At 66.7% G+C, this 23728-nt stretch carries 17 protein-coding genes; 12 read left to right on the top strand and 5 right to left on the bottom strand.

The window, feature by feature from the left end; genetic code table 11:
- Positions 1-34 precede the first annotated feature (34 nt).
- The 3 genes from AC0IYS_RS28285 to AC0IYS_RS28275 all read left to right on the top strand — a co-directional run bounded on the left by AC0IYS_RS28285 (position 35) and on the right by AC0IYS_RS28275 (position 5073).
- On the top strand, positions 35-2821 hold the full coding sequence (locus AC0IYS_RS28285) for a circularly permuted type 2 ATP-grasp protein (protein WP_471708313.1): 2787 nt from the start codon (positions 35-37) through the stop codon (positions 2819-2821).
- Positions 2818-3795: a transglutaminase family protein gene (locus AC0IYS_RS28280; RefSeq protein WP_471708312.1), complete on the top strand. Its 978-nt coding sequence runs from the start codon at positions 2818-2820 to the stop codon at positions 3793-3795. Before AC0IYS_RS28285 ends, AC0IYS_RS28280 begins: the two co-directional genes overlap by 4 nt.
- A 141-nt stretch (positions 3796-3936) precedes the next feature.
- Positions 3937-5073, top strand: coding sequence for a zinc-binding metallopeptidase family protein (locus tag AC0IYS_RS28275; protein WP_471708311.1), 1137 nt, complete (start codon positions 3937-3939; stop codon positions 5071-5073).
- 19 nt (positions 5074-5092) lie between these two features.
- Here AC0IYS_RS28275 and AC0IYS_RS28270 read toward each other — a convergent pair whose 3' ends face one another.
- The gene (locus tag AC0IYS_RS28270) at positions 5093-5866 is read right to left on the bottom strand and encodes a substrate-binding periplasmic protein (protein ID WP_471708310.1); all 774 of its coding nucleotides are present in this window, start codon (positions 5864-5866) and stop codon (positions 5093-5095) included.
- A gap of 135 nt (positions 5867-6001) precedes the next feature.
- On the bottom strand, positions 6002-7366 hold the full coding sequence (locus tag AC0IYS_RS28265) for a S41 family peptidase (RefSeq protein ID WP_471708308.1): 1365 nt from the start codon (positions 7364-7366) through the stop codon (positions 6002-6004).
- A gap of 201 nt (positions 7367-7567) precedes the next feature.
- Here AC0IYS_RS28265 and AC0IYS_RS28260 point away from each other — a divergent pair, with 201 nt between their 5' ends.
- On the top strand, positions 7568-8674 hold the full coding sequence (locus tag AC0IYS_RS28260; RefSeq protein ID WP_471708307.1) for a catalase family protein: 1107 nt from the start codon (positions 7568-7570) through the stop codon (positions 8672-8674).
- Positions 8675-8679: 5 nt separating this feature from the next.
- Here AC0IYS_RS28260 and AC0IYS_RS28255 read toward each other — a convergent pair whose 3' ends face one another.
- The gene (locus AC0IYS_RS28255; RefSeq protein WP_471708306.1) at positions 8680-11700 is read right to left on the bottom strand and encodes a TonB-dependent receptor; all 3021 of its coding nucleotides are present in this window, start codon (positions 11698-11700) and stop codon (positions 8680-8682) included.
- 260 nt (positions 11701-11960) lie between these two features.
- Between AC0IYS_RS28255 and AC0IYS_RS28250 the strand changes: the two genes are divergently transcribed.
- From AC0IYS_RS28250 to AC0IYS_RS28235, 4 genes are all read left to right on the top strand, one after another.
- Positions 11961-13979 carry a hybrid sensor histidine kinase/response regulator gene (locus AC0IYS_RS28250; protein WP_471708305.1) on the top strand — a complete coding sequence of 673 codons (2019 nt, stop codon included), beginning with the start codon at positions 11961-11963 and terminating at the stop codon, positions 13977-13979.
- A 68-nt stretch (positions 13980-14047) separates the two neighbouring features.
- Positions 14048-15268: a M48 family metalloprotease gene (locus tag AC0IYS_RS28245; protein ID WP_471708304.1), complete on the top strand. Its 1221-nt coding sequence runs from the start codon at positions 14048-14050 to the stop codon at positions 15266-15268.
- Positions 15269-15326: 58 nt separating this feature from the next.
- The gene (gene pnuC / locus AC0IYS_RS28240) at positions 15327-15911 is read left to right on the top strand and encodes a nicotinamide riboside transporter PnuC (RefSeq protein WP_471708303.1); all 585 of its coding nucleotides are present in this window, start codon (positions 15327-15329) and stop codon (positions 15909-15911) included.
- Between the two features lie 78 nt (positions 15912-15989).
- On the top strand, positions 15990-17537 hold the full coding sequence (locus AC0IYS_RS28235) for a methyl-accepting chemotaxis protein (protein WP_471708302.1): 1548 nt from the start codon (positions 15990-15992) through the stop codon (positions 17535-17537).
- Between the two features lie 36 nt (positions 17538-17573).
- Here AC0IYS_RS28235 and AC0IYS_RS28230 read toward each other — a convergent pair whose 3' ends face one another.
- Positions 17574-18389: a response regulator transcription factor gene (locus tag AC0IYS_RS28230; protein WP_471708301.1), complete on the bottom strand. Its 816-nt coding sequence runs from the start codon at positions 18387-18389 to the stop codon at positions 17574-17576.
- Between the two features lie 223 nt (positions 18390-18612).
- Here AC0IYS_RS28230 and AC0IYS_RS28225 point away from each other — a divergent pair, with 223 nt between their 5' ends.
- The 4 genes from AC0IYS_RS28225 to AC0IYS_RS28210 are packed head-to-tail and all read left to right on the top strand — an operon-like array spanning position 18613 to position 23213.
- On the top strand, positions 18613-19143 hold the full coding sequence (locus AC0IYS_RS28225) for a Csu type fimbrial protein (protein ID WP_471708300.1): 531 nt from the start codon (positions 18613-18615) through the stop codon (positions 19141-19143).
- A gap of 3 nt (positions 19144-19146) precedes the next feature.
- Complete coding sequence (locus AC0IYS_RS28220; RefSeq protein ID WP_471708299.1) at positions 19147-19881, top strand: fimbrial biogenesis chaperone; 735 nt, start codon at positions 19147-19149, stop codon at positions 19879-19881.
- Positions 19882-19887: 6 nt separating this feature from the next.
- Complete coding sequence (locus tag AC0IYS_RS28215) at positions 19888-22212, top strand: fimbria/pilus outer membrane usher protein (protein ID WP_471708298.1); 2325 nt, start codon at positions 19888-19890, stop codon at positions 22210-22212.
- Positions 22209-23213 carry a Csu type fimbrial protein gene (locus AC0IYS_RS28210; RefSeq protein WP_471708297.1) on the top strand — a complete coding sequence of 335 codons (1005 nt, stop codon included), beginning with the start codon at positions 22209-22211 and terminating at the stop codon, positions 23211-23213. Before AC0IYS_RS28215 ends, AC0IYS_RS28210 begins: the two co-directional genes overlap by 4 nt.
- Positions 23214-23253: 40 nt before the next feature.
- Here AC0IYS_RS28210 and AC0IYS_RS28205 read toward each other — a convergent pair whose 3' ends face one another.
- The gene (locus tag AC0IYS_RS28205) at positions 23254-23595 is read right to left on the bottom strand and encodes a hypothetical protein (RefSeq protein WP_471708296.1); all 342 of its coding nucleotides are present in this window, start codon (positions 23593-23595) and stop codon (positions 23254-23256) included.
- Positions 23596-23728: the final 133 nt, after the last annotated feature.

The following is a 23728-nucleotide window of genomic DNA, read 5'->3' as shown; positions in this document are numbered from 1 at the left end:
AGAGAAAAATTAGAAGAAAAACCGATCGACCGCGATGCCTAAGCAACTGCTATCCAAATATCTGGCCGCACCGGATAGTTTCGACGAAATGCTGGACGCCTCGAAAGAGCCGCGTCCGCATTGGCGCGCCATGTTGGACGGCCTGCGCGCCGAAGCGCCCGATTTGATGCGCCAACGCCTCGAAACGGTGCAGCGCGAGGTGCGCCAGAACGGGGTCACCTACACCGTCTACGGCGACACCGCCGGCACGCACCGGCCGTGGGACCTGAACCTGCTGCCGCTGATCCTGCCGCGCCAGGAATGGGAGGGCATCGAGGCGGCCGTGATCCAGCGCGCCACCCTGCTGAACCGCGTGCTGGGCGACGTCTACGGCCCGCAAAACATGCTCAAAGAGGGCTTGCTGCCGCCGGCGCTGATCCACGGCCACGCCGGCTTCCTGCGCGCCGCCCACGGCATGCGCCACCCCGACGACATCGCCCTGCATTTCTACGCGGTCGATCTGGCGCGCGCGCCCAACGGCCGCTGGTGGGCCACCGCCGACCGCACGCAATCGCCTTCCGGCGCCGGCTACGCGCTGGAGAACCGCGCCATCATCGGCCGCAGCTTCCCGGCGCTGCTGCGCGACATGAAGGTGCGCCCGCTCGAAGGCTTCTTCGGCACCATGCGCGATAGCCTGGCGGTTTGGGGCCGCCGCTGCGCCGCCAACGGCGACGCCCATCCGCTGCGCGCCGGCGAGGCGCCGCTGATTGTGCTGCTCACGCCCGGTCCCTACAACGAAACCTACTACGAACAAGCCTACCTGTCGCGCTACCTCGGCCTGCCGCTGGTGGAGGCGGGCGACCTGACAGTACGCGGCGGCATCGTGTTCATGAAGACCTTGTCCGGGCTGCGGCGGGTGCACGTGATCATGCGCCGCGTCGACGACGACTTTTGCGACCCGCTGGAGCTGCGCTCCGACTCCGCGCTGGGCGTGGCCGGCCTGACCGAGGCGGCGCGCCGGGGGAATGTACTGGTCACCAACAGCCTGGGATCGAACCTGCTGGAATCGGGCGCCTTGCTCGGCTTCCTGCCGGCGCTCAGCGAACGCCTGCTCGGCCAGCCGCTGCGCATGCCGTCGGTGGCCACCTGGTGGTGCGGCGAGCCGGCCGCGCTGGAGGAGGCGATCGAAAAACTGGACCAGCTGGTGATCATGCCGGCCTTCCCGCAGCTGCGCCAGGCGCCGGTTTACGGGCGCGATCTGAAAGACGCCGCGCGCGCCACGCTGATCGCGCAGATGCGCGCCAACCCGAACAACTACGTCGCCCACGAATTGGTCCGGCTGTCGCAGGGGCCGGTGTACCAGCCGGAGACCGGGCGCCTGAGCGCGCACTCGATCGGCCTGCGCGTGTTCGCCTGCGCCACGCCGGACGGCTACGTCGTCATGCCGGGCGGGCTGACGCGCGTCGCCACCGGGCCGGATGCGCGCGTCATCACCATGCAGCACGGCGGCGGCAGCAAGGACACGTGGGTGCAGGCCAGTTCGCAGGCGCGCCACCAGCAACCCGTCCCGCGCAGCATGACCGCGCAAGACCTGGTGCGCGACGACACCCAGCTGTCGAGCCGCATGGCGGAGAACCTGTTCTGGTTGGGCCGTAACACCGAGCGCTGCGACGACATCGCACGCCTGCTGCGGGTGGCGCTCAACATCGTCTTCAACGTGCGCGCCGGCTATCCGGGCGCCGAATGGCCGACCGTCGAATCGCTGTGCGCGTGGTTCCAGCTGACCCCCATGCCCGAACCGGAGCCGGCGCAGCGACAGAGCCAGCAAAGTCAAAGCCCGGATCAGCAAACCCAGAGCCAGGACCAGCAGACCCAGACCCAAAGCCAGGACCAGAGCCAAAGCCAAAGCCAGAGTCAGGGCCAAAATCAAAGCCAAAGCCAAAGCCAAAGCCAAAGCCAAAGCCAAAGCCAAAGTCAAAGTCAAAGTCAGAGCCAAAGCCAAAGTCAGAGCCAGGGCGAGGCGCCAGAAGCCGGGCACGAGCCCGAGCCGCCGGCGCCTGCGCGCATCGCGCACGACGCGCAGATCGAAGCGGCACTGCTGCTGGCGGTGGTCTCGCCGGAGGTGCCGGGGCTGGCGCGCCAGCAGCAGCAGCTCTATAACACCGCCAGCCAGTTGCGCGAGCGGCTGTCGGTCGACAACTGGCGCGCGCTGAACCGGCTGGTCGAACGCGCCGGCGGCGCCGCGCTGCCGTCGCAATCGGAAGCGATGACGATCCTTGACGACGCCGCCGCCTCGCTGATGACGTTGACCGGGTTCGGCTTGGATGGCATGACGCGCGACATGGGCTGGCGTTTCCTGTCGCTGGGGCGGCGCCTGGAGCGCCTTCAATTCCAGAGCATGGTGCTGCGGGCGGCGCTGGGTATGGACCCGGAGGGCAATCTGGATTGGGTACTGGAGCTGTCCGACAGCATCGTCACCTACCGCGCGCGCTACCGCGCCCAGCCCGAGTGGCTGCCGGTGCTCGACCTGCTGATCCTCGACGACAGCAATCCGCGTTCGATCAGCCATCAGCTGCATGGCGTGCTCGAAGGCTTGCGCAAGATCGCCAAGGTGTACGGTCCTTGCGGCGAGCACAATCTCGCCCCGTTGCAGAACGAGCTGCTGTCGCTGTCGCCGGAGGCGGACCTGTACGGCGCCAATCCACGGCTGATCGACCTGCTGGCGCGCGTGCAAAACGCCAGCGAGGTGATGGCCGAGCAAATCGGATTGCAGTTCTTCAGCTACACGGGCAGTCTGCAGAACAAGTTCGAAACGCCGTGCGCGCGGGGGTATGCGCGATGACGCAAACGCAAACCCAGCAAACCGCCAGCCCGCTGCCGAACACCGCCAGCGACACGCCGTCGCCCAGCCAATCCGCGCCGACCGCGTGCGCGCGCTATCTGGTGGTGCACCAGACCCGCTACAGCTATCAAAGCGCGGTGTCGCTGTCGCAGCAATACCTGCACATGACGCCACGCTCGTTCGACTACCAGCGCACCGAATCGCACCGGATCGTGACCGACCCGCCGGCCGAGGACATCACCGACGGCGCCGATTATTTCGGCAACCTGACGCGCCATTTCAGCGTCACCGCCCCGCACAGCGCGCTGCTGGTGCACGTCGAATCGACGTTGGCGCTGTCCCCGCGCCGCACCTTGGAGCAGATCGCCGACAGCGCGCCGTGGGAGCTGGTGCGCGACCTGATGCTGACCGACCGCAGCGACGCCACGCTGGAGGCGTGCCAATACCTGTACGCGTCGCCGCATGTGAGCCTGAGCGCGGAGCTGGCCGACTACGCGCGCGCCAGTTTCAGTGCCGGGCGCCCGCTGCTCGACGCCGCGCTGGACCTGACGCAACGGATCTTCGACGACTTCGACTTCGACAGCACCGCCACCGACATCTCGACGCCGCTCGAGCAGGTGCTGAGTGGACGGCGCGGCGTCTGCCAGGACTTCGCGCAACTGATGATCGGCGGCCTGCGCGGGCTGGGCCTGCCGGCGCGCTACATGAGCGGCTATTTGCTGACGCATCCGCCGGAAGGGCAGCCGCGCATGATCGGCGCCGACGCCTCGCACGCCTGGGTGTCGGTGTACGACCCGGCGCTGGGCTGGATCGACTTCGACCCCACCAACCGCTGCCTGGTGCAGCACGAGCACATCGTCACCGGCTGGGGGCGCGACTTCAGCGACGTCACGCCGATGCGCGGCATCGTGCTCGGCGGCGGCGAGCAGGGCTTGCAGGTCAACGTCACGGTCACCCCGCTGGAATTGTTGTAGCCCCGCATTGAAGCCGCACTGTTGTCAATCCACGCACTTCCAGCCCTATGCGCGCTGGCTAACTGAACAACATGGCCCATGTGGCTATGATGCTTGCAAGCGTGCCTTCCGGCGACCGCACCCACCCATCTTCCAGGCAAAATGAAAACCTTTCACTGCGACAAGTGTGCCCAACAAGTCTTCTTCGAAAACACGCTGTGCTTCAATTGCGACAGCATGCTCGGCTACCAGCCGGAGCAACGCGTCGTCAGCAGCTTCGAGCCGGCGGAGGAGGGCACGTGGCGCAGCTTGAACAAGAACGACGCCGGCCGCCTCTACAAGCAATGCAGCAACTACGTTAACCATCAAGTCTGCAATTGGATGCTCGATGCCAACGATCCGAACGAGTTATGCGCTTCGTGCCAGTTGACGGTCGTCATCCCCACACTCAGCTCGGAAAAGAACCACCTGTTCTGGCAGCGCCTCGAATCGGCCAAGCGGCGCTTGCTGTATTCCCTGTACTCGCTACACCTGACCCCGGTCTCGAAGGAGGAGGACGAGGAAACCGGCCTGGCCTTCCAGTTCCTGGAGGACGGCCCGGGCGACGACGAGAAGGTGATGACCGGTCACGACAACGGCCTGATCACGCTCAATATCGCCGAGGCCGACCCAGCCCAGCGCGAGCGCACCCGCGAGCAGATGCACGAACACTACCGAACCCTGCTGGGCCATTTCCGCCACGAGAGCGGACACTATTACTTTGACCGTCTGATCGCCGACAGCGAGTGGATCGACGGCTACCGCGAACTGTTCGGCGACGAGCGCCAGGATTACAGCGAGAGCCTGAAGAAACACTACGAGAACGGCGCCCCGGCCGACTGGGAACAGCACTTCATCAGCACCTACGCCAGCTCGCACCCGTGGGAGGACTGGGCCGAAACGTGGGCGCACTACCTGCACATGATCGATACGCTGGAGACGGCGCATGCGTGCGGACTGTCGCTCAAGCCGCGCAAGAAGGAGGAGCCGGAGATGGTGATCACCGCGCCGCCGCTGAAGATCGATTCCTTCGACGAAATCATCGCGGACTGGTTCGCGCTGACCTATGTGCTCAACAGCTTGAACCGCAGCGTCGGCACGCCCGACTCGTATCCGTTCAAGCTGCCGACGCCGGTCCAGGAAAAGCTGCACTTCATTCACAAGGTGGTGTTGGAGCAGGTTGGGAAGAAGAAAGCGAAGCCGGCGCCGAAGACCGCCGTCGCGAGCGATAAAAAAGCGCCGGCGGTGGCAACCGCATGACGCGCGGCACGCCGCCGGCTCACGGTTTGCCCGGTGGCGGCTGCATCTCGCGCCAGTAGTCGCGCTCTATCCTGGATAAATCCACGTCCCTTGCGGCCTGGTCGAACGCCCGCTGGTGTATCAAGCCCTGCGTCGTGTGCTGGAAGCACACGTGCACGCTGCGCGTGGAGAACAGATGGTCGGCCGTCTCGATCCGGTCGCGCTCGCCTTGCGTGTAGCGCTCGGCGGCCAGCAGATAGCGCAGTATGCGCTTCTCAATAACGATGGCGGAGAAGCGGCGCGCCAGCAGCTTGCGCACGTTGATCTCATCGCTGATGGCTGGTTCTGCCGTTAGCACGCCCGCCCGCGCGAGGCTGTCGAATTGCTCGCCGTACGAGTAGCCGCCCACGGTGCCGATGCGCACCGTTTCCAAATCCTTCAGCGCGCCAGCCGCCACCGGCTTGTCCTTCAGGTAGGCCAGCACCGTCTGCCGGCTACCGATGGCGCTGGAAAAATGGCATACCTTCTCCCGTTCAGGATTGCGGATCAGCGCCACCGCGCCGGCGTAGTCGCGGTCGTGCAGGCCGACTTCCATCGCGCGCTTCCATGGGAAATAGTCGATCTGAATCTCGTAGCCCATGCGCCTGACCACCGCGCCGATCAACGCGCCCGTCAGCCCGTTCTCGGGCAGCGTGCGGCTGAAAAACGGCGGCCATTCCTCGGTGGCGAAGCGCATGACGGGCGGCTCGGCGCCGAGCGCCGGCATGCTCAGCAATAAACCTGCGCAGAATTTCAACAGCCGTAACAGCTTCAAGCAGCCCCCAATCCCGCCGCGACAGCGGTGAACGTGTCGACTATGCTCCCACAGTTCTTGTGCAGCCGCAAAGCTTGTTGCCGGAGGGTGATTTCCACTGGGAGGCGCCACATGCGTTATGCAAGTGAGGTGAGCTCAGCGGTGGACTTGGCCCAGCAATGCGTCGACCAATTGCCGGCTGTCGTACGGGCTGTCCGGCAGCGGAAGATCGGGCCGCACGAGCGCAGGCTCGGCCGCGCCGGAAGGCCGCTGGAAGATCAGGCGCGGCACGCTGAATCCCAGGCCGCTGGCGGGCAGCACGAAGTTCTGCGTGCCGCCGCTTTGCCGCGTGCGCGCCGAACCGGGCGCGCCGGCCACCTTGGCGAAGCCGAAGTCCTGCACCACGTTGCTGAACAGGATGGCCGACGAGTAGGTGTTGCGTCCCACCAGCACGTAGGTGGCGCCGCCGAAACGCAGCGGCTCGTCCGCTTGCGGCGGCAGCCATTTTTCTATCGTGCCGTCGACCACGTCGCCCAGCTTTTCGGTGGCGCTCTCGCGGCCCTTGATTACCTTCTTCTTGTACGTCGACGCCCAGCGATACGGCTTGTCGGCGATGTAGCGCAGGATGCCGTCCATCCACATGTCGTCGTTGCCGCCGCCGTTGGCGCGCACGTCGATCAGCAGCGTCTTGACCTTGGCGTCGCGCAGCTGGGTGAAGGCGCGCTCGGCGAAGTCGGTGAACTGTTTTTTGTCCGGCCAGTAAAAGGTGTTGACCGTCATGAGCGCGGCGCTATCGGGCAGCAGCTCTAAGCGGAACTGCCGGTCGAATTGCGATCGTCCGTCCAGGTAGGCGGGCAGCCTGCGGCCGGCCTCGGCGCGCAGATGCCGGCCATCGGCGGTCAGCACATCGAACCGGGCCGCGTCGCCGTACATCTTCCAATACAGGAAGGGCCAGCGGGTCGACAGCAGGTCGGCGCGGAAGGCGGGCGTGTCGCCGTGGCAGCGTTCCAGCAGCTCGGCGACCACGCGCCGCGCGGGCACGCCGTTGATCTGTTCGATGCGCGCGCCGGCCAGCGGGGAGGCCGCGCCGCCCAGTTCGGCGCGGACGGTCAGGCCTCCTTGCGCGTCCACCACCACTTCATATGGGAAGAAGCCGCCGCCGCCCGCGATGAACGCCTCGCTCTGGCCGCCGGCATCGGGCTGCGTCACGACCATGTGGGCGTCCGCGAAGACGGGGTTGAGCGTGGCCAGCAGCCGCCAGGCCTGGTCGCGTGTCATCGGTTTGTCCAGTTGCGCGTCGATGCGCCGGTAGGTCTGCCGCAATTGTTCGGCGTCGACCGAGAATCCGGGATCGGGATGGGTGCTGGCGATGGCGTCCTGGATGAAGCGCAGGTCGGCGCGCAACTGTTCAGGCGTGAAGACGGGCGCCGTTTGCGCCTGGGCGCAATGCGCGGCCAGCAAGGTGGCGGTAGCGATCAGGGCGAGCAAGGCCGGCCGGGCAAAGCGGAGGGTGGGCGTCATCGGTTTCCATCGGTGAAAATCATGGTGTGACTGTAGCGCCTGCCGGTGGCGTTGACCAGCGGCGGGCGACGAACTGCGGGTTTGACGGAATGGAATGCCTTATTGCCGGTGTGGCACGGTTGTGGGTGTGGCACGCAACAGACATTGCAGAGCAATGACGGCATCATCGTCCAGTCAGCCAACTAGCCCGCAGGATACAAAATGGATTTCCCCACCCGCCATCTGAACCAACCGCTCCCCTATGACCCGTCCTACGAAATCGAGGAGGAGGACGAGGCCAAGACCATCGCCGGCCTGCAGGATGCCATGCGCAACGTTGCCGAGACCGTCCACAAGGACAGCGGCCACGCGCCGCGCGGTGTGCATGCCAAGAGCCACGGTTTGCTGCGTGGCCAATTGCGGGTGCTGGACCGGATTCCGCCGGACTACTCGCAGGGTCTGTTCGCCACCGCCGGCGAGTATCCGGTGGTGATGCGCCTGTCGACCACGCCCGGCGATCTGCTGGACGACAAGGTGTCGACGCCGCGCGGCATGGCGATCAAGATCATCGGCGTACCCGGCGAACGGCTGGCGGACAGCGAGGGCGACACCACGCAGGACTTCGTCATGGTCAACGGTCCGGTATTCCTGTCGCCGACCGCCAAGCAATTCCTGAACAGCGCCAAGCTGCTGGCTGCGACCACCGACAAGGTGCCGGCGTTGAAGAAGGCCTTTTCGGCGGCGCTGCAAGGCGCGGAGAAGGCGATCGAGGCGGTCGGCGGCGAGAGCGCCGCGCTGAAGGGGCTCGGCGGCCACCCGGAAACCCATATCCTCGGCGAGACATTTTTCACGCAGGTGCCGGTGCTGTTCGGGCGCTACATGGCCAAGCTGTCGCTGGTGCCGGTGTCGCCGGAACTGGTCGCGCTGAAGGACCAGCCGGTCGATCTGGATGGCAAGCCCAACGGCCTGCGCGGCGCGGTGGTCGATTTCATGACCGAACACGCGGCCGAGTGGGAGTTGCGGGTGCAGCTGTGCAACGATCTGGCGACGATGCCGATCGAGGACGCGACGGTCGAGTGGACCAGCCCTTGGGTGGCGGTGGCGCGCATCAGCGCCGGGCCGCAGGCGGGGTGGACGCACGGGCTGTCGGTGCTGGTGGACGACGGCATGCAGTTCAGTCCGTGGCACTGCATCGCCGCCCACCGTCCGTTGGGTTCCATCATGCGCGTGCGGCGCGCCGTGTACGCGGCGTCGGCGCGCTTGCGCGCCGAGCGCAACGGCACGCCGATCGCCGAGCCGGTCAACCTCGACCATTGGCGCGAGCACTGACAGGATCAATACTTGTAATTCAACCCCACCACGAAGGTCCGCCCCGAGTGCACGTACAGCAAGGTGTCGTTGCGCTGGCTGTCACGCCCGTAACGCAGCGGCGTGTCGTTCAGGTTCTGCCCCTCCAGACTAATGCGCAGCTGCGGGGTGATGTTGTACGACATGCTGAAGTCGATGTTGGTCGAGCCATCGACCACGGTGAAGTCGTGTCCCTGCACATCGCCCAGCACGTTGAGCAGATACGACGAACGGTGCGCCGCCGACACCCGCGCGCTGAACGTCTTGTCCTCATAGAACAAGGTCAGGTTGTGCGCCTTCGGTGACAGGCCGGTGAAGTTGGCGCGCCGCGTCAGCAGCTCATTGGCGGCCGTGTTCGGGTTGTCCACCCGCGTGATGTACGTGATCTTCGAATCGACGTGCGTGTAGTTGGCCAGCAGGCCGAAATTGGCCCAGATCCCCGGCAGGAAGCTGAACGGCGCCTGCAGGTTGAACTCGTACCCGGTCAGCGGGCCGCCCGGCGTGTTGACCTGGCGGTTGACCACCACCGTGGTGTTGGGCAAGGTGGCGCAGGCCGGCGTGCCGCCGGTGATGCTGCAACCGCCGCCCAGCAGGATCGATTCCGGCAAGCCCAGCGACGAGAACACCGCGCGCTCCGACACGCCCTGGATAAAGGTGCCGATATCCTTGTGGAAGGCGCCCACCGACACCATCGCGTTCTTGGCGTAGTACCACTCGGCCTGCACGTCGTAGGTCTTGGCGCGGATCGGCGCCAGATTGGGGTTGCCGATCGTGACCGTCTGCACCTGCGTGCTGAGCGTGGTCGACGGCGCCAGGTCGGTGTATTCCGGACGCGCCAAGGTCTTGCCGGCCGAGAAGCGCAGCATGACGTCGTGCGGCAGGGTGGCCGAGACGTTGAGCGCCGGCAGGGTGTCGCGGTAGCTGTTCTTGAATCGCGCCGGTTCCAGCACGCCATTGGCGTTGAGCAGCGCGAAGCTGTCGACATTGGTGCGGGCGTGGCGCACGCCGACATTGCCGCGCAGCGGAATCGAGAACAGGTCGTATTTGAAGTCGGCCGCCAGGAATAGCGCCTTGATCGACTCGTCGACGCCACGGTTGGCTTGATTCAAATAGTTGTAGCTCGAACCCGGCACCTCGGTGCAATGGCACTCGATGTTGTAGACCTTGAGGAACTTGTCGAGGTCGACGGCCGCCCACGCGTTCGGCACGCCGCCGCCGCCCAGACCCTTGCCGAAGCCGCCGATCTGGCGCGTGATGTCGCCCATGCCGACGCCGGCCGGCAAGGTCAGGCCGTTGCCGCCGGAGCCGATCTCGACGTTGGTCCAGGTGTTGTCGCGCTTGGAGAAGCCGGTGCGCAAGGTCAGGTTGTCGTTAAGCTCGTAGCTGGCGTTGACCTGGTTGGTCTTGAGCGTGTTGCGGGTGTGCAGATAGCGGCCGACGAACTGGCCGTGGAAGGTGCCGTCCGCCTCCTGCGGCGCGAAGCTGAAGTTGTTCGGGTTGGTGACGTCGATGCCGAAGTTCATCGTCGGCACGTTGCGGTTGTTGCGGAAGTCGAAGGAGTAGCCGTTGGCGTTGGGCGAGTCGAACTGCACCGTCGTGCGCTGCGGCTCGTCCAGGTCCGAGCGCGACTGGCCGGTCAGGAAATCGATCTTCAGCCGGTCGGTGACATCGTGGCGGCCCGACAACACGTGCTGCCGGAACAAGGTCGAGTAGACGTCGAGCAGCCCTTCGCTGCGGATGTCGACCGCGTTGAACTTGCCGTAGTCCCAGCTGCCGGCGTCGTTGAAATGGCTCTCCAGGATCGACGTCTGCGGCTTGCCGTTCGATTGCCCCAGGCTGCGGCCGAACGAGATGGCCGAGATGTAGTTGTCGTAGCGCTTGTTGTTGAACTTGCCGCCGAGCAGATCGAGATTGAGCTCGGTGCTGCTGCTGGGGCGCCATTGCAGCGAGCCGGTCACGCCGGAGCGCTCGTACTGGGTCATCGAGCGGCGGTAGCGCGGGATGCGCGGCGCGAACGCGCCCGAGCCGGGCAGCGGATTGGCGACGGTGCCGCCGTAGTTGTCGGTGCGCGACATGACGTCGTTGTACGCGGCCAGGTTGGACGTGCGCGGCACGCCGAAGCCGCAGTTGGCCGCGTTGATGCCCTTGACGGCGTTGTTGGCGGGATTTTGCGGCGCGTAGCCGGCCGGGGCGCAAAAGCCGCTGTCGTTGCTGGCGCTGAGCAGCTCGACCGCCTCGTAGCCTTCCTCCTGCACCGTGCGTTTCGAATAGGCGGCCGAGATCAGCGCGCCGAACTGGCCGTAAGGCGTTTTCCAGCGGTCCGACAGCAGCGCCGTCACGCGCGGGCTGTATTTTTCCGACAGCGAGTTGTGCATCTCCTGCGCGCCCAGGCTGAAGGTGCGGCCCTTGAAGTCGAACGGGCGCGCCGTGCGCAGGTCGACGGTGGCGCCGAGCGAGCCTTCCTCGACGCTGGCCTCGGAGGTCTTGCGCACCTCCAGGCTGTTGAACAGTTCGGAAGCGAACACGGAAAAGTCAAAGCCGCGTCCACGGTTGGTGCTGCCGTTGATGTCGGAGGCGCCGGTGGCCGTCACGCCCTCGATGCCGTTGATGCGCACGCGCGTGAAGCCGGCGTTGAGGCCGCGCACGGTGATCTGCTTGCCCTCGCCGCCGTCGCCGCGCGTGAGCGACACGCCCGGCACCCGCTGCAGCGATTCGGCCAAGTTGGCGTCGGGGAACTTGGCGATGTCCTCGGCCTTGATGACGTCGATGATGCCGTCGCTGGCGCGCTTGGTGTTCAGCGCACTGTTGAGGCTGGCGCGGAAGCCGGTCACGACCACCACAGAGTCGGCGGATTGCGCGCCCGCGGGCGTCGTTGCCGGCGCCGGTTCGGCGGGGGAGGTTTGCGCGTGCGCGGATGAGGCCACGGTGGCCATCGCGGCCATCGCGGCCAGCACGCCGCCGACGGCGAGCACGGACGGTTTGAGCGGACTTGGGTTCCGGTTCTTCATGCGTATCCTTTTGTATTTTTTGATGCTGTGTGGATGTCTCTCCCTGCTTGGGAAAATCGATCATATGCGACTTCAACGCGCGAAAAATCGGCGTCGCGGAAACGATCAGTGAGTTGATTTATTGGGGGAGGTTGCGGGCGTTGGCGTTGCTTGCTAACTACAATTCGCGTTGCCGGGAAAGGTTCGATCCCGCGCGCGCCTATTGTGCGCCGCCGTACAGTGCTCTTGCTACACTTTGGCTTTCGGCACATAAAGTCATCATGGCGGCCCACTCCGTTACTACGCTGTCCTTCCCCGCCGCCGTCGGCGCACGGTCGACCCGCTTCATCGGCGGCGGCACGCCCATGCGCGACATGGTGCGCGATTTCCCGTGGCAGGACACGGCGCTGGGCGCCATCGACGACTGGTCCGCCGCGCTGCGCACCAGCGTCGGCATCGTCATGCATTCGGTGCACCCGATGTTCCTGTGGTGGGGCGACGGGCTGACGCAGGTCTACAACGACGCCTACGTGCCGTGCTTCGGCGAGGGCAAGCATCCGGCCGCGCTCGGGCACGGCGGGCGCGAATGCTGGGCCGAGATCTGGCCCATCATCGGCCCGCAGATCGACGCGGTGCGCAACGGCGGCGAGCCGCGCTGGTACGCCGACAACCTGGTGCCGATCTGGCGCAACGGCCGCATCGAGGATGTCTACTGGAGCTACACCTACACGCCGGTGTTCGGCGAGGACGACGGCATCGCCGGCGTGCTGGTGGTGTGCACCGAGACCACCGCCAGGGTGCTGGCCGAACGCCGCCGCCACGCGCTCGACCTGCTGGCGCGCCGGCTGCTGGCCTGCCGCAGCGAGGCCGACGTGCGCGCCGGCATCGCGCTGAGCGCCGGCGACGCGCCGGACGACCTGCTGTCGGTGGACCTGTTGCGCGGGCCGGGCGCCGCTGCCGCCAACGGCGCCGACCTGGCCGTCGGCGATCCGGCCGTCATCGTCATCCGTGGCGCCGAATTGCATCTGTGCGACGAGCTGGCGCTGGCGTTCCGCGTGTCGCAGCGCTTGCCGATGGACGTGTCGTTCCGCCAGTTCCTGGAACAGTACACCGCCACCGTGTGCGCCACGTTGAGCCGTCTCGACAGCGACCGCGCGCTGGCGCAGGCGATGGCCGAAAGCGAGCGCCTCAACGCCGACCTGAACACGTCGTCGCGCACCAAGGACGAATTCCTGGCCATGCTGGGCCATGAGCTGCGCAATCCGCTGGCGCCCATCGTCACCGCGCTCAAGCTGATGAGGCTGCGCGGCGGCGAGCACAGCGAGACCATCCACGAGCAGGAGGTGATCCAGCGCCAGGTCGACCATCTGGTGCGGCTGGTGGACGACTTGCTCGACGTCTCGCGCATCGCCAGCGGCAAGGTCGAGCTGCGCAAGGAGACGGTGCCGCTGGCGGACGTGCTCGACAAGGCGATCGACATGGCCGGTCCGCTGCTCGAGCAAAAGCAGCACCGGCTGCTGGTCGACGTGGCGCCGGTGCGCTGGCACGGCGACCCGGCGCGGCTGGCGCAGGTGGTATCCAACCTGCTGAGCAACGCGGCGCGCTACACGCCGGCCGGCGGCCACGTGACCCTGGCCACCCGGGTCCGGGAGCGCGCGCTGACGATCCAGGTCACCGACGACGGCTCGGGCATCTCGCCCAACCTGCTGCCGCATATCTTCGATCTGTTCGTGCAGGGCAACCGCCTGGTCGACCGCGCCAAGGGCGGCCTGGGCATCGGGCTGGCGCTGGTGCGCAACCTGGTGCAGATGCACGGCGGCGACGTAGCCGCCTACAGCGCCGGCGAAGGGCGCGGCAGCACCTTCACGCTGACCTTGCCCGACTCGGTGGTGGAGGAGGCCGACTCCGGCCACGCCCCGTCGAGCGACAGCGCGCCGGCGCAGGGCGGCGGCACCCATGTGCTGGTGGTCGACGACAACCAGGACGCCGCCGATTCGCTGGCCGAGCTGCTCGGCGCGCTCGGCTACAACGCCACCGTTGCCTACGATCCGGCCCATGCCATCGCCGAGGCGGACAGGGCGATGCCGCAGGTGGCCATCCTCGACATCGGCCTGCCCGGCATGGATGGCTTCAAGCTGGCCGCCCATCTGCGCCGCCTGCCGCGCGGCGACGGCCTGAAACTGATCGCGTTGTCCGGCTACGGCCAGGAGAACGACAAGCACCGCAGCCGCGAGGCGGGCTTCGCCGCCCACCTGGTCAAGCCGATCAATATTGCCGACCTGCAGACAACGTTATCATAAAGAGTTGTATTTTTCTTAAATAAGCCGCTAGAATAGCTCCCGGGAAACTTTATCAGGCCGGGAGCCGTATGGAATTGGTTTATAAGAACGAAAAAGCGCTGTTCGGCATCATGCTGGCCGTCTCGCTTGCCGTCTGGACCGGCCTGCTGGCGGCGACCATGGGCGTGGCGCTGGCATATTTACTGATTTACCTGCTGCTGTTCTTCATGACCTACTGTTTCGCGCAATCGGCGCTGGTGTCCTGGCTCAAGGGCACGGGCGTGCGCATCACCCCCGAGCAATTCCCCGACCTGCGCGAGCGCATCGACGCCTGCTGCCGGCGCCTCGGATTGGACAACGCGCCGGAGGCGTACCTGCTGCAAATGGGCGGCAGCTTCAGCGCCTTCGCCACGCGCTTTCTCGGCAAAAACTTCATCGTGCTGTATTCGGACATCGTCGATGCGCTGGAGGAGCGCCCGGACGCGATCAACTTCTACATCGGCCACGAAATCGGCCACCTCAAGCGCCACCACCTGCGCTGGTCGGCGTTGCTGGCGCCGGCGTCCTGCGTGCCGCTGCTGGGCGCGGCCTACGCCCGCGCGCGCGAATACACGTGCGACCGCCACGGGTTCCATGCCTGCGACGACCTCGACAGCGCACAAGCAGGGCTGGCGGCGCTGGCGGCCGGCGGCAAGCGCTGGCGCCAGCTCAGCACGGCCGGTTACGCCGCGCAGGCGCAGCAGTCGTCAGGCTTCTGGATGTCGTTCCACGAACTGGTCGGCGACTATCCGTGGCTGGTCAAGCGCATGGCGGTGATGCGCGGGCTGGCCGGCGGCAACGAGGTCGAGCAGCCCGGCCGCCACGGCTGGGCCTATTTGATGGCGCTGTTCGTGCCGCGGCTCGGTGTCGGCGGCGCCGGTTCGCTGCTGGCGGTGCTGGCGCTGGGCGGCGTGCTGGCGGCGGTGGCGCTGCCCGCCTACCAGGACTACGCCACGCGCGCGCGCATGGCGCAGGTGGTTGGCGTCGGCCAGGACGCGACGGCGGCGGTGGAGCGCTACTTCTACGCCCACGGCAGCGGCCCGGCCACCCTGGAGCAGGCCGGCTACGCGATGGCCGACCCCAACCACGTGGTGCAGAGCATCACGGTCGATGCCGCCAATGGCGCGGTGCACGTGTTCCCGGCCGACTTGAATTATCGCGGCAAGGCTATTGCGTTCACGCCGAGCCTGGATGAGAATAAGCGCGTGGCCTGGCGCTGCGGCAGCGACGCCATCCCGGCCCGGCTGCTGCCGGCCGACTGCCGCGAGTAGCCGGCCGGCCCGCGCCGGCCCCGCCGACCCTCGGCGCCATCCCTCGAAGGACGCCGTTTTGATCACACCGCTGGAAGTCGCCGCCAATGCCGTCATGGCGCTCTCCATCGTACTTGCCGGCCGCAACAATGTGCATTCGTGGTGGCTGGGCGTGATCGGCTGTTCGATGTTCGCGGCGTTGTTCTATACCTCCAGGCTGTACGCCGACGTCGCCCTGCAGGCATTTTTCATCGTCACCTGCCTGATCGGCTGGCGCCAGTGGGTGGCCGGCGGCGGCGGCGCCGCGCTGCCGATTTCCAGGGCGCGTCCCTTGCTGGTGGGCTCGATGGCGGTGGCCGGCCTGGCCGCCACCGCCGCCTATGGCCTGATGCTGCAAGCGTGGACCGACGCCTACGCGCCGTTCATCGACTCGGCCGTCCTGATGTTCAGCATCATCGCGCAACTGCTGCTGATGGGGCGGCGGTTGCAGACCTGGCCGTTCTGGCTGTTGGTCAACACCGTCTCCGTTCCGCTGTACGCCAGCCGTGGCCTGTACCTGACCGCCGCGCTGTACGCAGCCTACTGGCTCAACGCGCTGGCGTCTTGGTTTTTCTGGCGCCGGCAGATGCGCGGCCAAGAGGCAACGGCGCAACTAAACGCGTAGAAAACACCGACAAAAATCGACATTGTTCTAAGCACGCTCTATCATTCATTTCCAAGTGGAAAAAATATGGAGCACAAAATGCAATGGTTCTATGATCTCAAGATAGGCAAGAAGTTAATTCTGGCGTTCGCCGTGGTGATCGCGCTGACCTGCTTCCTGGGCCTGTTCTCGATCAACCAGCTGGTCAAGGTCAACCAGGCTTCCACCGATATCGCCACCAACTGGATGCCGGCGGTGCGCTACCTGGGCCAGATGCAAACGTCGATGTCGCGCTACCGCATCTCCGAATCGACCCACATCCTGCTGTCCGAGGAGGCCGACATGGCGGCCACCGAGAAATCGATGGCGACCCGCCTCGAGACGCTGGGCAAGCAGCAGGCCTCGTACGCGGCGCTGGTGTCGGAGCCGGAGGAAAAACGCATCTATGCCGAGTTGCAGAAAACCTTGGAGGCCTACCAGGCCGAAAGCAAGAAGCTGACGGCGCTGTCGCGCGCCGGCCAGAAGGACGAGGCGCGGGTGCTGTTCCGCGGCGCCTCCAACAAGGTGTTCCGCCAGGTCAACGAGCAGCTTGACGCGCTGGTCAAGATCAACGACGACGGCAGCATGGCGGCCGACAACTCGGCTGCGGAGACGTTCTCGCTGGCCCGCAAGCTGATCCTGGGCACGCTGGGCGCGCTGATCGTCATCAGCCTGCTGCTGGCGACGACCGTGTCCCGCGCCGTCGCCGCGCCGCTGCAGGAGGCGGTGGTGATCGCCCGCCGCGTGGCCGAGGGCGACCTGACCGGCCACATCGTCAGCAGCAGCAAGGACGAGACGGGGCAATTGATGCTCTCGCTCAAGGCCATGAACGACAGCCTGCTGCGGGTGGTGGGCGAGGTGCGCGGCGGCACCGACACCATCGCCACCGCGTCGGCGCAGATCGCCAGCGGCAACCTCGACCTGTCGAGCCGCACCGAGGAACAGGCGAGCTCGCTGGAAGAGACCGCCTCGGCGATGGAGGAGCTGACCTCGACCGTCAAGCAGAACGCCGACAACGCCCGCCAGGCCAACCAGCTGGCGCAATCGGCGTCCGGCACGGCCACCGACGGCGGCCAGGTGGTGGGCGAGGTGATCGCGACCATGGAGGCCATCAGCGCGGCCTCGCGCAAGATCGTCGACATCATTTCCGTCATTGACGGCATCGCCTTCCAGACCAACATTTTGGCGCTCAACGCCGCCGTCGAGGCGGCGCGCGCCGGCGAGCAGGGGCGCGGCTTCGCGGTGGTCGCCAGCGAGGTGCGCAACCTGGCCCAGCGCAGCGCGGCGGCGGCCAAGGAGATCAAGCAGCTGATCGACGATTCGGTGACCCAGGTCGACAGCGGCACGGCGCTGGTGCAGCGCGCCGGCACGACGATGAGCGAGGTGGTGTCGAGCGTGCGCCGCGTCAGCGACGTGGTGGCCGAGATCTCGGCCGCCAGCCACGAGCAGAGCACCGGCATCGAGGAGGTCAACCGCGCCATCACGCAGATGGACGAGGTGACCCAGCAGAACGCCGCGCTGGTGGAGGAGGCCGCCGCCGCCGCCGGGTCCCTGCAGGAGCAGGCCGCCAACCTGGCGGCGGTGGTCAGCGTGTTCCGGCTGCGCTAAGCCCGCCGCACACGCCCCGCACAACGCCGCGCCCCGTCAGGAGTGCGGCGTTTTTCTTTGGTGGTTGGAGGTGCGGAAGGCGCTCGGCGTGATACCGGTGCGCTCGCGGAAGGCGGTGGCGAAATTGCCCGCATTGTTAAATCCGATCAGCAGCGCGATGTCCTGTACATCCATGTCGGTATCGCGCAACAATTCCTCGCCGCGCCGGATGCGCGCCTCGCGGATGAAGGCGAACACCGTCATGCCGGTTTGCTCGCGGAAGATTTGCGACAATTTTTCACGGTAGGTGCCGACGCTGCGCGCGATCTCCGCCAGCCCCGGCAGGGTGGCGAGGTTGTCGTCGATCAGGCGCTTGACGGCGGCCACGATGACCGCGTCCGGATCGCTGTCGGCGGCGCTTCCAGCGTCGCCGGAGCCTGCTTCGGCATCGTTGGAGGCTTGCTGGCCACGGTCGCTGACCCGGCGCGCCAGGTTCAGGTGCACCTGGATGCGGGCCGCCAGCTCGCCCGGCGAAAACGGCTTGGAGACATAGTCCACGCCGCCGATCGACAGGCCCATGATGCGCTCCTCGTCGGCGTCGGCGCCGCTCAGGAAGATCACCGGAATGTCCTGCGTCACAGGGTTGGCTTTGAGCAACCTGCACGCCGTGTAGCCGTCCATATTGGGCATGCGCACGTCGAGCAGGATCAGGTCGGGCAGATTGGCCAGCGCCAGCTGGTAGCCCTGCAGCCCGTTGAAGGCCACCGACACCTTGTAGGGCAGCTCGCTAAGGAGATCGACCAGCACGCGCTGCTCGAACGCGGAGTCATCCACGATGAGGATTTTGCGCTGCGTACTGTCACTGGTCGGCATGGTTCACCTTGCTTGGTTGATAAATTCTTCACGCCCTGTTGCGTATTATGCCTATCTTTTAAAAATTTTTAATAGTTTTCTACGCTCCCAAAACCGTAGTCACTTGTAGCAAAAGCACGGTTTTTTTTTATCATCAATAATTGGTTCAAGTGTTGAGTGATGGCAATTGTCCTGAACAACGCCCCTCCGCACCGTCGCTCAATTGTTAATTATGGGGGTAGAAATGAAAAACAGGCGCACATCCCGGTTGGCGGGCGTGGTGGCGGTGATGGCGGCGGCGCTGGCCGCCACCACGCCGGTGGCCGACGCGGCCGTCTATGTCAACGGCAGCAAAACCAGCAACTTCGACGTGACGATGAAAATCATCGCCGACTGCACCATCGCCTCCAACGCGCTCGACTTCGGCCAGTCGCAGGGCGTGCTGGCGACGTCGGTGTCGGTCAACACCACGCTCAGCGTCACCTGCACCAACACCACGCTGTACAACGTCGGCCTGAACGCCGGCACCGGCACCGGTTCGACCACCGCCGCGCGCGTGATGAGCGGCACCGGCGCCAACACCAGCACCGTCGCCTTCAACCTGTACCAGGCGGCCGGCGCCACCAACTGGGGCAACTCGCAGGGCACCGACACCCGTTCGGGCACCGGCACCGGCAGCGCGCAGGTGCTCACCGTATATGGCGTGGTGCCGGCCCAGGCGACGCCGCAGCCCGATACCTATAAATCGACGATTACCGCTACCGTGTATTTCTAAACGATGAAACTACCGGCGCGACTGTTGTGCTGGATGGTGTACGGCGTCCTCGCGATGCTGGGAGTACAGGCGGGCGCTGCGAATCTGCAGATTTCCCCCGTGATGATTGTTTTGCGTGCCGGCCAGGGTGCCACCGGCATCACCATGCAAAACCTGGGCGAGAGCCCGGTGTATGGGCAGGTCAGGGTGTATCAGTGGGAGCAGAAGGACGGCGACGACCTCCTGACGCCGACCCAGGAAGTGGTAGCGAGTCCCCCAATTCTACAGATCGGGCCCAAGAGCAGCCAGATCATTCGCCTCGTGCGACGTAGCCAGCAACTCCCAAGCAGCGAGTTGTGCTACCGGATTTTGATTGACGAGATTCCGCCCGAAGGCGGCGGCCCGGCGGCAGGCGTGGATATCCGCCTGCGCTATTCGGTGCCGATGTTTGTGTTGCCGGCCGACGAGCGCGCCGCGCCGTCGCTGGCGTGGAGCGTGTTCAAGAAGGACGGCAATTGGATGTTGCGAGTGAAAAACAGCGGCAACCAGCGCGCGCAGATCGGCGCGCTGGAGCTGCGCAACGCCGCCGGCGGCCAGTTCGTCATCGCGCCGGGCCTGTTCGGCTATGTGCTGGCAGGGCGCGAGCGCGAGTGGCGCCTGCCGACGCCGGCCGACGCGGACCTGCGCGGCACGCTGGCCGTCAAGGCCAACATCAACGCCCGGCCCGTCAGCGATAGCGCTACCGGACGGCTGGACTAAGCGGGCATGTGGGGGCGGCTGATCTGCCTGTCTCTGATGGCCCTGAACCTGGCGACGGCCGCGCTGGCGCAAGCACCGCCGCCGCCGCCGGTGGAAGAGGAACTTTTTTTGGAGGTGGAATTGAACGGCGAACCGACCGGACTGATACTGCGCTTTACCCGTGGCACCACCACGGGCTTGCGCAGCAGCGTGCAGAACCTGCGCGACCTGGAGCTCGACCCCCGCCTGTTCGGGGTCGAGGGCCGGGATCAGTTCGACCTCGACGACATCAAGGGCCTGCGCTACAGCTACGACCCGGCGCGCCAGTCGATCGCGCTGCGCGTCGACGACACGCTGCGCGCGCCGGTGGCGCTGTCCGGGCGCACCGTGCGCGTGGCCGGCCCGGCCGCCGTCACGCCGGGGCTGGTGCTCAACTATGACGCCTTCGGCCGGCTCGACCGCGAGCGCGGCGTCTCGGTCGCCAACGAACTGCGCTACTTCAACGACAGCGGCGTCTTCACCAGCACCGGCGTCTACAACGCCGGCGCCACCGGCACCGGTCCGCGCTTCATCCGCCTCGACAGCGCCTGGGTGCGCTCCGATCCGGTGACCCTGGAAACCTGGCAGGTGGGCGACCTGATCTCGTCGTCGCTGCCGTGGAGCCGTTCGCTGCGCATGGGCGGCGTGCAATGGCGCAAGAGCTTCGACCTGCGGCCCGACCTGCTGACCTTCCCGGTTGCCAGTTTGGCCGGCTCGGCCGTGGTGCCGAGCGCCGTCAGCCTGTACGTCAACGGCGTGCGCCAGGTCGAGACGGCCGTGCCGTCGGGTCCGTTCGTGATCAACCAGGTGGCCGGCATCAACGGCGCCGGCCAGGCCACGCTGGTCACGCGCGACACCGCCGGGCGCGCGGTCACCACCACCGTACCTTTATATGTCGACACGCGCCTGCTGGCGGCCGGCCTGACCGATTATTCGGTCGAGCTGGGCGTGCTGCGGCGCGACTACAGCGCCCGCTCGTTCGGCTACGCGCGCGCGCCGGCCGTCAGCGGCTCGCTGCGCCACGGCGTGAGCGACAGCCTGACCGTCGAGGGCCACGGCGAGCTGGGGCGCGATGTCGTCAACGGCGGCGCCGGCGCCATGCTGCGCCTCGGCCAGGCCGGCGTGGTGCGCGCCTCGCTGGCCGCCAGCGGCGGGCGGCGCAACGACAGCGGCAGCGGACGCGGCCTCCAGGCCGGCCTGGGCTACCAATATTTGAGCGGGCGCTTCAGCATCGACGCCGAGACCCTGCGCGCCAGCGCCGGCTACAGCGACCTCGCCACCGCCGACAGCGGCGCCGGCGCGCGCGCCAACGACCGCATCAACCTGAATCTGGCGCTGTTCCCCGGCCACAGCGTCGGCGTCAGCCTGGTGAGCCTGCGCGCGCCGTCGCTGCCGCCGGCGCGCATCGTCGCGCTGTCGTATTCGGCCACCCTGGGCGCCGGCTTCTTCCTGAGCGTGAGCGCCTTCCGCGACCTGCGCGACGCCGCCGCGCGCGGCCTGTTCTTCAGCCTGAGCGCCTCGTTCGGCGACCGCATCGCCGCCAACGCCAGCGCCGGTCGCCAGAACGGCGTGCGCAGCCGCATCGTCACGGTGGGCCGCTCGGCCGACTACGCCGGCGGCTTCGGCTGGGGCCTGCAGTCGCTCGAGAGCAACGGCGCGCCGCTGCGCCAGGGCCAGCTGACGTATCTGGGCGGCTACGGCCAGGTCGGCGCGCTGGTGCAGCAAAACGGCGACAACCGCAGCGCCTCGCTCAGCGCGGCCGGTTCGCTGGTGGTGATGGACGGCGGCGTGCACGCGGCGCGCCAGGTCGGCGCCGGCTTTGCGCTGGTGTCGACCGACGGCGTCGGCGGCGTGCCGGTGCTGCAGGAGAACCGGGTGATCGGCCGCACCGGCGCCGGCGGCTATTTGCTGGTGCCCAACCTCAATCCCTACCTGATCAACCAGGTCGGCATCGACACCGGCGCGCTGCCGCTCGACGCCCGCATTCCGGTCTCCCGCCGCGAGGTGGTGCCGGCGCGCCAGTCCGGCGTGCTGGCGCGCTTCCCGGTCGAGACCTACGCGGCGGCCAGCGTGATCGTGCACGGCGCCGACGGCAAGCCGGTCGCCGCCGGCGCGCAGGTGCTGCATGTCGAGAGCGGCGCGTCCACCCTGGTCGGCTTCGACGGCGTCGCCTTCATCGACAACCTGGCGCCGCTGAACCATTTGCGGCTGACCGTCGACGGCGTGCCGTGCATCGTCGAGTTCGCGTACGAGGCGGTCAAGGGCCGGGCCATGCCGACCCTGGGCCCCTTCACTTGCCGGGGTGTGCAGTGACGGCGCGGCGGCTGGCGCCCTGGGTAGGCCTGCCGCTGGCGCTGCTGTGCGCCCACGCGCGCGCCGACAACTGCACCATCGCGTCGCAAAACATCGTCTTCCCCAGCGTCAGCTCCATCTCCAGTGCCCCCGTCTACGCCTCGGCCACGTTCAAGGTCACCTGCACCTGGACCGACTTCCTGGGCAACCTGCTGACGCCGAACGTGACCGTGTGCCTGTACCTGGGCGCCGGCAGCAACTCGTCGTCGACGGTGACGAGCACGCGCCAGGTCGGCAACGGCGCCATGCGCGCCAACTACAACATTTATACCGACGCGACCTACGCCCCGGCCAGGATCTGGGGCGGCTGGGTCGGCACCGACACGCCGACCCCGATCACCTTCACCCTGACCAAGAGCGGCGGGCTGGGCACGCTCGAGCAGAACGTCACGCTGTACGGCAGGCTGGCGGCCGACGCCACGCTGGCCGGCCTGGCGGTGGGGCCGAACGACCTGACGTTCACCTCGGATTTCGGCGCAGGCAACGGCCTGATGCAATACATTTTCTTCCTGCTGCCGGCCACCGGATGCGCGCTGGGGCCGACCCTGCCGATCGTGTTCCAGGTGCGGGCCGCCGTGATCAACGATTGCAACATCAACGTCGGCAACCTGGCGTTCCCGAACAGCTCGCTACTTAACAGCAATGTACGCACGACGTCGACGATGTCGGTCCAGTGCAGCAAGAGCACGCCCTACCGGGTGGCGCTGTCGGCCGGCACCTATGGCGCCGCCACGACGGCGCGCAGGATGCGCAACGTCTCGACCACGGAATTGTTGAGTTATCAGATATCGAACACGCTCGACGGCGCCAGCTGGGGCGACGGCAGCGGCGGCACCACGATCGTTTCAGGCACGGGTAACGGCGGCACCCAGACCCAGACGGTGTACGGACTGGTGCCACCGCAGAGCACGCCGTCGCCGGGTGACTACAAGGACACCGTGACGGCCACGGTGGTGTTTTAACGGGGAAGGAGCCGGCGCGCGCGGGTGGCGGCCGGTGGCATTAGAAGTAGACGACCCAGCTCTGCGCGCCCGATTCGGTGCGGATGGGCGCGGCGGAGCGGTCGGTGGTGGCGGAATTGGCGGCGGCAGGCTGGTCGCCGCGCGTGAGCAGGTAAGGGGTTTTCAGTGCGCAGGCGACCACTGGTGCCGGGGTGGTGCTGGCGCTGGCGGTGCGGCCGGTGGCGCGCGGTTCGCTGGCGGTCTGCACGGTGCAAGCCTCCTTGACCACGAAGCTCACCTGCATGGCGCTGGTGGCGGCCTTGTTGCCCGCGACGGCAGACAGCGGCGAGCAGAAGAGGACGGCGGCAAGCGCGAAGGTAAGTGGGGCGGCAAAGATTTTCATGACGATCGATTCGAAAGGCAGTGGTAAGTAAGTTGCATCCATAGAACGAATTTTACCGTGAATCAACATTCTATCCAATGTTCACATTTCACGCTGAAATTCACTTTCGCAAAACGGTGGAATTTGGAGAGTT

The sequence above is a fragment of the Duganella sp. AC237 genome, assembly GCF_979254035.1.
The sequence above is the reverse complement of the archived record's forward strand: the minus strand, read 5'-3'. Positions and strand labels throughout refer to the sequence as shown.

Bases quoted from the DNA above. Each gene is read 5' to 3' on its own strand.
- AC0IYS_RS28285 (WP_471708313.1), top strand. From the start codon at position 35: ATGCCTAAGCAACTGCTATCCAAATATCTGGCCGCACCGGATAGTTTC.
- AC0IYS_RS28280 (WP_471708312.1), top strand. From the start codon at position 2,818: ATGACGCAAACGCAAACCCAGCAAACCGCCAGCCCGCTGCCGAACACC.
- AC0IYS_RS28275 (WP_471708311.1), top strand. From the start codon at position 3,937: ATGAAAACCTTTCACTGCGACAAGTGTGCCCAACAAGTCTTCTTCGAA.
- AC0IYS_RS28265 (WP_471708308.1), bottom strand. From the start codon at position 7,366: ATGACGCCCACCCTCCGCTTTGCCCGGCCGGCCTTGCTCGCCCTGATC.
- AC0IYS_RS28260 (WP_471708307.1), top strand. From the start codon at position 7,568: ATGGATTTCCCCACCCGCCATCTGAACCAACCGCTCCCCTATGACCCG.
- AC0IYS_RS28255 (WP_471708306.1), bottom strand. From the start codon at position 11,700: ATGAAGAACCGGAACCCAAGTCCGCTCAAACCGTCCGTGCTCGCCGTC.
- AC0IYS_RS28250 (WP_471708305.1), top strand. From the start codon at position 11,961: ATGGCGGCCCACTCCGTTACTACGCTGTCCTTCCCCGCCGCCGTCGGC.
- AC0IYS_RS28245 (WP_471708304.1), top strand. From the start codon at position 14,048: ATGGAATTGGTTTATAAGAACGAAAAAGCGCTGTTCGGCATCATGCTG.
- AC0IYS_RS28235 (WP_471708302.1), top strand. From the start codon at position 15,990: ATGCAATGGTTCTATGATCTCAAGATAGGCAAGAAGTTAATTCTGGCG.
- AC0IYS_RS28230 (WP_471708301.1), bottom strand. From the start codon at position 18,389: ATGCCGACCAGTGACAGTACGCAGCGCAAAATCCTCATCGTGGATGAC.
- AC0IYS_RS28225 (WP_471708300.1), top strand. From the start codon at position 18,613: ATGAAAAACAGGCGCACATCCCGGTTGGCGGGCGTGGTGGCGGTGATG.
- AC0IYS_RS28220 (WP_471708299.1), top strand. From the start codon at position 19,147: ATGAAACTACCGGCGCGACTGTTGTGCTGGATGGTGTACGGCGTCCTC.
- AC0IYS_RS28215 (WP_471708298.1), top strand. From the start codon at position 19,888: ATGTGGGGGCGGCTGATCTGCCTGTCTCTGATGGCCCTGAACCTGGCG.
- AC0IYS_RS28205 (WP_471708296.1), bottom strand. From the start codon at position 23,595: ATGAAAATCTTTGCCGCCCCACTTACCTTCGCGCTTGCCGCCGTCCTC.